The organism is Frankia sp. AvcI1, assembly GCF_001420875.1.
GTDB lineage: Bacteria > Actinomycetota > Actinomycetes > Frankiales > Frankiaceae > Frankia > Frankia alni.
Window position 1 is genome coordinate 1 of sequence record NZ_LJFZ01000064.1, and the last position, 7,949, is coordinate 7,949.

Here is a 7,949-nt window from a genome sequence, read left to right on the forward strand (position 1 = left end):
GGGATGGTGTCAAGGAGGTGGTGGAGTTGGGTGGGGTTGGTGGTGTCGGTGGCGGTGATGGTGATGGTGGCGCCGAGGTTTTCGAGTTCGGTGCGTAGTGCGGTGGCGTGGGGGTGGTGGGGGCCGGTGCGGCTGGTGAGGTGGAGGTGGCGGGTGTGGTGGTGGGTGATGAGGTGGNGGNCGAGGNGGTGGGCGAGGGTGCCGAGNCCGCCGGTGATGAGGANGGTGCCGTCGGGGTCGAGGTTCCAGCCCGCCGGATCCGCCGGGTCGACGGCGGTGTCGCGCTGAGCGTCGGCGGTCCCGGCGCGGTCGGGGCTGGGCGCCGGTGAGCCGGCGGAGCCCGCGGCCGGGACGGGGGTGAGCCGCGGGGTGTGGGCGCTGCCGTGGCGCAGGGCGAGGTGCGGCTCCTGCGCGGCCAGCGCGGCGAGGACCGTCGCCGGGAGGCTCGCGTGGCTGGCCGGATCGCCGTCGAGGTCGACGTGCAGGACCCGGCCGGGGTGCTCGGCGACGGCGGTGCGCAGCAGACCGGTCAGGGGCGCGCTGGTCAGGTCGAGGGCCTCGCCGGCGACGCTGACCGCGCCGGAGGTGACCACGGCGAGGGTGCTGCCGGGCCGGTCGGTGCGCAGCCAGTCCTGCAGGAGCGGCAGGACGGCGGCGGCCGTGGCCTTGGCCAACGCCGGGGTGGCGCCGTCCGCGACGCCGTCCGCGACGCCGACCGTCTCCGCCTCGCCCGACCCGGCGGCCGACAGCGTGGGTACGCGGACGAGCACCACCTGCGGGGTGTCCGCGTCCGCCGCGTCGGGTCCGTCCGCCGCGTCGGGCCCGTTCGCCGCCTGGGGTGTGTCTGCCGCGCGGGGTGTGTCTGCCGCGCGGGGTGCGTCGGCCGCGGCGGCGACCAGCGCCGCGAAGTCCGCGACCGTCCGCGTCTCGATGCCGGCCGCGGTCAGGGCCGTGACCAGGTCGTCGGCGTCCTCGCCCAACACCGCCCAGGGACCCGCGGCCGAGCCGGGGCCGCTGACCTCCAGTTCCGGCCAGGTCACCTCGTACAGCAGATCCGCGCGTCCGGCCTCGCGCCGCGCCGCGGCGACCTGCTCGGCCGACACCAGCCGGGAGACCAGCGAGTCGACGGTGATGACGGGGGCGCCGGCGGGGTCGGTGGCGTGCAGGGAGATCTCGTCGGTGCCGTGGACGGCGACGTGGACGCGCAGGCTGGTGGCGCCGGTGGCGTGCAGGCGCACGCCGTTCCAGGCGTACGGCAGCCGGCTGTGGCCCGCCGGAGTGTCCGGCAGCCGGTGCAGCGCCGCGGCGTGGAAGGCGGNGTCGAGCAGCGCGGGATGCACCCCGAAGGCGCCGTGGGGCGAGTGATCGGCCTGCGGCTCCGGCAGGGTGACCTCGGCGTAGAGGTGGTCGCCTTCGCGCCAGGCGGCACGCAGACCCTGGAAGGCGGCCCCGTAGCCAAGCCCGGACGCGGCCAGCTTGGCGTAACCGTCGGTGAGGTCCACCGCAATCGCCTCGGCCGGTGGCCATGCGTCCGGCGATCCGGCGTCCGGCGATCCGGCGTCCGGCGATCCGGCGTCCGGCGATCCGGCGTCCGGCGATCCGGCGTCCGGCGATCCGGCGTTCGGCGATTGGGCGTTCGGCGATTGGGCGTCCTGCCCCGTCACGTCCTGGTCGGCCGGGCCCGTCGACCCCCTGCCGGAGACGAGCGTGCCGCTGGCGTGTCGGGTCCAGTCGGCGTCGTCGGCAGCGCCGCCGTCCGCCTCGGCCTGCGGCCGGGAGTGAATGGTGACGGGGCGGCGGCCGTCGTCGTCGGCGGCGGCGACGGTCACCTGGATGACGACGGCGCCGCGCTCGGGCAGGACGAGCGGCGCCTCGACGACGAGCTCGTCCAGCAGGTCGGCCCCGAAGCCGTCGCCGGCGTGCAGCGCCAGCTCGACGAAGGCGGTACCGGGCACGACGACGCTGCCCTGCACGAGGTGGTCGGCGAGCCACGGCTGGGTCGCCGCCGCGAGCCGTCCGGTGTGCACGACGGTGTCGTCGGTGGCGAGCCGGACGACGGCGCCGAGCAGCGGATGCCCGGCCGAGCGCAGGCCGGCCCCGGAGAGGTCACCGGGAGCGTCGGNCGAGCCTTCCAGCCAGTACCGCCGGCGCTGGAAGGGGTACGTGGGGAGGGTGGCCGCGAGGCGGGCCAGGTCGGTGCCGCTGGCGGTGGCGTCTTCGCTGGTGGTGCTGTCGCCGTCGCTGCCAGGACTGGTGCTGTCGGCGGTGGTGCCGCTGGTGCTGGTGCTGCTGGTGACGGGGGGTGTGGCGAGGTGGCCTTCGGTGTGGAGGGTGGCCAGGGCGGTGGTGAGGGTGGTGATGGGGGGCTTCGTGCGGTGGAGGGTGGGGGCGGCGGTGAAACGGGCCCGGTCACTGGTGTCGCTGGTGTCGCTGCCTTCGAGGGTGGTGAGGGTTTGGGTGGTGAGGGTGGTCAGGGTGGTGTCGGGGCCGAGTTCGAGGTAGGTGGTGACGCCGTGGGTGCGGAGGGTGGTGATGCCGTCGGCGTAGCGGACGGCATCCCGGATGTGGCGGGTCCAGTAGTCCGCGGTGGTGTGGTCGCCGTCGACGGCCAGGTCGCCGGTGAGACCGGCGATCAGCGGGATGCTGGGTTGCTGGTAGGTGAGGGCGCCGGTGGTGGTGTGGAAGGAAGCGAGGATCGGATCGGTCAGCGGGCTGTGGAAGGCGTGGCTGACGGTGAGGAATTTGCTGCGGATTCCGCGCTCGGTCGCGAGGGCGGCGATGTGGGCCAGCACGTCGGCGTCGCCGGCGACGACGGTGTTGGTGGGGCTGTTGAGGGCGGCGATGTCGATGCTGGGGTGGTGGGTGATGAGGGTGCGGGTGGTGGGTTCGTCGGTGTGGAGGGTGAGCATGCCGCCGCCGGGTGGAAGGCTGGCGAGCAGGCGGGCGCGGGTGGCGACGAGGCGGGCGGCGTCGTCGAGGGAGAGCACCCCGGCGAGGTGGGCGGCGGTGATCTCGCCGAGGCTGTGGCCGACCAGGTAGTCGGGGACGACGCCGTGGCTGGTCACGAGCCGGTAGAGGGCGGTCTGCAGCGCGAACAGGGTGGGTTGGGTCCAGGCGGTGTGATGAATCGTCGACGCCAGCGGACCGTCGGGATCGGCGTGGAGGACGTCGAACAGGGGCTGTTCAAGGTGGGGATTCAGGGCGTCGGCCGCGTCCTGGAGGGCTCGGCGGTAGACCGGGTGCGTGGTGTACAGCGCGTGGCCCATGCGGGGGTACTGGCTGCCCTGGCCGGAGAGGGCGAAGGCGAGTTTTCCGGTGCCGGCCTGGCCGGTGACCACCGACGGACCGCGGCGACCGTCGGCGAGGTGGTCGAGGCCGGCGAGCAGATCGTCGGTGCTGGTGGCGAGGGCTACGGCACGGTGCGGGAAGACGGTGCGGGTCGCCAGGGCGCGGGCCAGCGTCGGTAGCGGCACGCGATCGGTGCTGCGATCGGTGCTGGGGCCATCGCTGCGGTCGTCGTTGTGGCTGTCGCTGTCGCTGTCGCCGCCGCCGTCGGCGCGCAGGTGGGCGGCGAGGCGACGGGCCTGGTCGCGCAGCGCCTCGGGGCTGCGCGCCGACAGCGGTACCAGCACCGGAAGCGCTTCGGTCGCACCCGCACCGGACGCGGCCGGATCGGCCGGATCGGTCGGATCGGCCGAGACCGTGTTCACGGCGGCCGGGGCCTGTTCGATGATGACGTGGGCGTTGGTGCCGCTGACCCCGAAGGCCGAGACCCCGGCCCGGCGGGGGGCGCCGGTCTCGGGCCAGGCGCGGGCCTCGGTGAGCACCTCGACCCCGCCGACCGACCAGTCCACCTGGGTGGACGGCGCGTCGACGTGCAGGGTCGGCGGGAGCAGGCCCGCGCGGATCGCCTGCACGATCTTGATGACTCCGGCGGCTCCGGCGGCGGCCTGGGTGTGGCCGATGTTCGACTTCACCGAGCCGAGGTAGAGCGGCCGGTCGGCGGGGCGGTTGCGGCCGTAGACGGTCAGCAGCGCATGGGCCTCGATCGGGTCGCCGAGCGCGGTGCCGGTGCCATGGGCCTCGACGGCGTCGACGTCGGCGGGGGTGAGCCGGGCGCCGGCCAGTGCGGCGCGGATGACCCGCTGCTGCGACGGGCCGTTCGGCGCGGTCAGGCCGTTGGAGGCGCCGTCGGAGTTGACCGCGCTGCCGCGGACGAGGGCGAGGATGGGGTGGCCGTGGCGTTGGGCGTCGGAGAGCCGCTCGACGAGCAGGACGCCGGCCCCCTCGCCCCACCCGGTGCCGTCGGCGGCGTCGGCGAAGGCCTTGCACCGCCCGTCGGCGGCCAGGCCCCGCTGGCGGGAGAACTCGACGAAGGCCGCCGGCGAGGCCATCACCGTCACCCCGCTGGCGACGGCGAGGTCGGTCTCGCCGCCCCGCAGTGCCTGCGCGGCCAGGTGCAGGGCGACCAGGGCGGACGAGCAGGCCGTGTCGACGGTGACCGACGGCCCCTCGAAGCCGAACGTGTAGGAGATCCGCCCGGACAGCACGCTGCCGAGCGTCCCCAGCCCGAGGTAGGCCTCCAGCTCCGGCGGCGGCTGGCGCACCNTGTCGCCGTAGTCCTGCCCGTTCGTTCCGGCGAACACCGCGGTGCGGCTGCCGCGCAGGGCCGTCGGGTCGATCCCGGCCTGCTCGAATGCCTCCCAGGTCGTCTCGAGCAGCAGCCGCTGCTGCGGGTCGAGGGCGAGGGCCTCGCGCGGCGAGATGCCGAAGAACTCGGCGTCGAAGCCGGCGGCGTCGGTCAGGAACCCGCCGTGCCTCGTGTACGACTTCCCCGTCGCGTCCGGGTCGGGATCGAACAGCGCCTCGACGTCCCAGCCGCGGTCCGTCGGGAACTCGCCGACCGCGTCCCGGCCCTCGGCGACCAGCTCCCACAGCTCCTGCGCGGAGCCGACCCCGCCCGGAAACCGGCAGGCCATCCCGACGATCGCGATCGGCTCCACCCGAGCGTCCCGCTCGTNCCGCAGTCGCTCACGGGTTTCGTGCAGTTCGGCGGTCACCCGCTTGAGGAGGTACCGAATCTGGTCGTCGCTCATGTTCCACCTTCTTTCGCGATGCGGGGTCAGGAGATCCCGAGGGTCTTGCCGATGAAGTCGATGAGTTCGGCGTCGCTGGCCGCGGACAGCTCGGCCGCGACGGCCGCCCCGTCCGCCGCCGGTCCACCCAGTCGGGTGAGCAGGTCCCGCAGCCGGTCGGCCGCGGCCTCCCGGTCCACATCGGCCACGTCCGCCAGGGCAGACTCCAGCCGGTCGATCTCGGCCAGCACGGCCGGCAGCCCGGCCGGCTCGGCCGGCTCGGCCGGCACCAGTTCGGCGAGCAGGTGGTCGGTCAGCGTCGCGGCCGTCGGGTAGTCGAACACGAGGCTGACCGGCAGCGACAGGCCCGTCTCGGCGATCAGCCGGTTGCGCAGGTTCACCGCGGCGAGGGAGTCGAATCCCTGGTCGCGGAAGCCGCGGTCGACATCGACCGCGTCCGGCGAGGCATGTCCCTGCACGGCGGCGACGTGGTCGCGGACGATCGCGAGCAGCGCCTCCCGGCGGGCGGGCCCGTCGAGCTCGGCCAGCCGGGCCCCCAGCACCGGACCGTCGCCGCCGCCGGTCGCGCCCACCGGTCGGCCCGACCGTTCGGCGCTGGCGCTGCGTTCGGCGGCGACCTCGGGCAGCTCGTGGACGAGGGGATGCGGCCGGCTCCGGTAGAACGCCCGCCAGTCGGCGGCGACGATCGCCAGGTGCGTCTCGTCGCCGGCCAACGCCCGGGCCAGTGCCCGCACGGCCGGCTGCGGGTCCATCGCCAGCAGCCCGTGGCGGCGCAGGATGCGGTCCACGTCCGGTTCGGCGAGTCCCGCGCCCTCCCACTGGCCCCAGGCGATGGAGGTGGCGACCAGCCCGGCGGCGCGCCGATGGGCGGCGAAGGCGTCGAGGAACGCGTTGCCGGGGGCGTAGTTGCCCTGGCCGGTGATCCCCGCGGTCCCGGCGATCGAGGAGAACAGGACGAACGCCGCCAGATCCGCGTCGCGGGTCAGCTCGTGCAGGTTCAGNGCTCCGCCGACCTTCACCCGCAGCACCCGGTCGATCTGCTCCAGGGTCAGCTCCGAGACCAGGCCGTCGTCGAGGACCGCGGCGGTGTGGACGACCGCCCGCAGCGGCAGCTCCACGGGAATCCCGCTGATCACCTCCGCGAGCGCGGCCCGATCCCCCACGTCGACCGCGGCGATCGTGACCCGCGCGCCCAACGCGCGCAGCTGCGCGGCGAGGTCGGCGGCGCCCGGCGCGCGCTCGCCCCGCCGGCTCGTCAGCAGCAGGTGGGCGGCACCCTCCCGGGCCAGCCAGCGGGCGACGTGCCCACCGAGCGCCCCGGTGCCCCCGGTGATGAGGACGGTGCCGCCCGGCGCCCACCCGGCGACCGAGCCCGGCTCCGTCGTTGCCGTGGCCGTCGTGTCTGTGGCCGTCGTCTCCGGGGCCGTCGTCTTCGGGGCCGTCGTCTTCGGGGTTGCCGGGGCTGGCACCAGCCGGCGGGCCAGCAGGCCGCCCCGCCGCAGCGCGAGTTCCGTCTCGCCGTGCCCGGCCCGCAGCGCCGTCGCCAGGAGCAGCTCGACCTCCTCGTCCACCTGCCCGTCGACCTGCTCGGGGAGATCGACGACCCCGCCCCAGCGGCCCGGACGTTCCACGGCGCTGATCGATCCGAGTCCCCACAGCAACGCGTCGGCCGGTCGAGTGACGGGATCCGCCGCCGACGTCGACACGGCGCCGCCGGTGGCGATCCACAACCGGGCGTCGAGCCCGGAGTCGTCCAGCGCCTGCAGCAGGGCGACGGTCCCGGCGATGCCGACAGGTGTGGCCGCGGCCTGCGGATGCGCCGACTCGTCGAGCGCCAGCAGGGACAGCACCCCCGCCACCGCCGGTCCATCCGCGGCGAGCAGGCGGGTCAGCTCGGCGGCCAGGGTGTGGCGATCCGCGGTCGCGGGGACGACCAGCCGGCGCACGGTGGCGCCCGCGCCCTCGAGGGCCCGCGCCGCCACGGCGACCCGGGGATGGTCGACGAACTCCGGCGCGACCACCAGGAGCCAGTCGCCGTCGGCCGCCGCCGGCGCCCCGGTGCTCTCCGGAACCGGGCGCCAGACGATCCGGTACCGCCACGAGTCCGCCTGCGACTCGGTGACCCGGCGCGCCCACCACGAGTTCAGCGCGGGCAGCACGGTGGCCAGCGCGTTCTGGTCCGTCGGGTCGGAGATTCCGAGGGCGTCGGCGAGGGTGGTCGCGTCGGCGTGCTGGACGGCGTCCCAGAAGCCGGTGTCGGCCGCGTCGAGCGGGCTCGCCTGCCGATCCGACCCGGCTGACGCCGTGTCCTCCAGCCAGTAGCGCTGGCGCTGGAAGGGGTAGGTGGGCAGGGCGGCGGCGAGGCGGGCCACGTCGGTGCTGCTGGCGGTGGCGTCTTCGCCGGTGGTGCTGTCGCCGTCGCTGCCAGGGCTGGTGCTGTCTGCGGTGGCGCCGCTGATGCTGCTGATGCTGGGGGGTGTGGGGGTGTGGCCTGCTGCCTGGAGGGTGGCCAGGGCGGTGGCGAGGGTGGTGGTGGGGGGCTTNNTGCGGTGGAGGGTGGGGGTGGCGGTGAAGCGTGGCCGATNACCGCTGCGGTCGAGGGTGGTGAGGGTTTGGGTGGTGAGGGTGGTNAGGGTGGTGTCGGGTCCGAGTTCGAGGTAGGTGGTGACGCCCTGTTCGGACAGGGTGGTGGTGCCGTGGGTGTAGCGGACGGTGTGGCGGATGTGGCGGGTCCAGTAGTCGGCGGTGGTGTGGTCGCTGTCGGTGGGGAGGGTGCCGGTGAGGCCGGCGATGATCGGGATGGTGGGTTGGTGGTAGGTGAGGGTGGCGGCGGTGGTGTGGAAGGGGGTGAGG

The 7,949-nt window shown here is 75.0% G+C and carries 2 protein-coding genes and 5 pseudogenes; all 7 read right to left on the bottom strand.

All coding sequences use genetic code 11. The features are described from left to right. Positions 1-177 (bottom strand): KR domain-containing protein (locus tag UK94_RS72280; RefSeq protein WP_268761754.1); only part of this gene is annotated, 177 nt, incomplete at both ends. 47 nt (positions 178-224) lie between these two features. After that, positions 225-1,318: pseudogene (locus tag UK94_RS72285) on the bottom strand (polyketide synthase); the annotation flags it as partial. Position 1,319: 1 nt separating this feature from the next. Then, positions 1,320-2,090 (bottom strand): annotated as a pseudogene (locus tag UK94_RS72290) (polyketide synthase dehydratase domain-containing protein); the annotation flags it as partial. Positions 2,091-2,123: 33 nt separating this feature from the next. Next, positions 2,124-4,608, bottom strand: a pseudogene (locus tag UK94_RS72295) (type I polyketide synthase); the annotation flags it as partial. Between the two features lies 1 nt (position 4,609). Next, a pseudogene (locus UK94_RS72300) lies at positions 4,610-5,003 on the bottom strand (polyketide synthase); the annotation flags it as partial. A gap of 119 nt (positions 5,004-5,122) precedes the next feature. Further along, the coding region (locus tag UK94_RS72305) for a beta-ketoacyl reductase (protein WP_235490902.1) at positions 5,123-6,097 on the bottom strand (975 nt) is incomplete at its 5' end. A gap of 1 nt (position 6,098) precedes the next feature. Continuing rightward, positions 6,099-7,468 (bottom strand): annotated as a pseudogene (locus UK94_RS72310) (SDR family NAD(P)-dependent oxidoreductase); the annotation flags it as partial. Between the last annotated feature and the right edge of the window lie 481 nt (positions 7,469-7,949).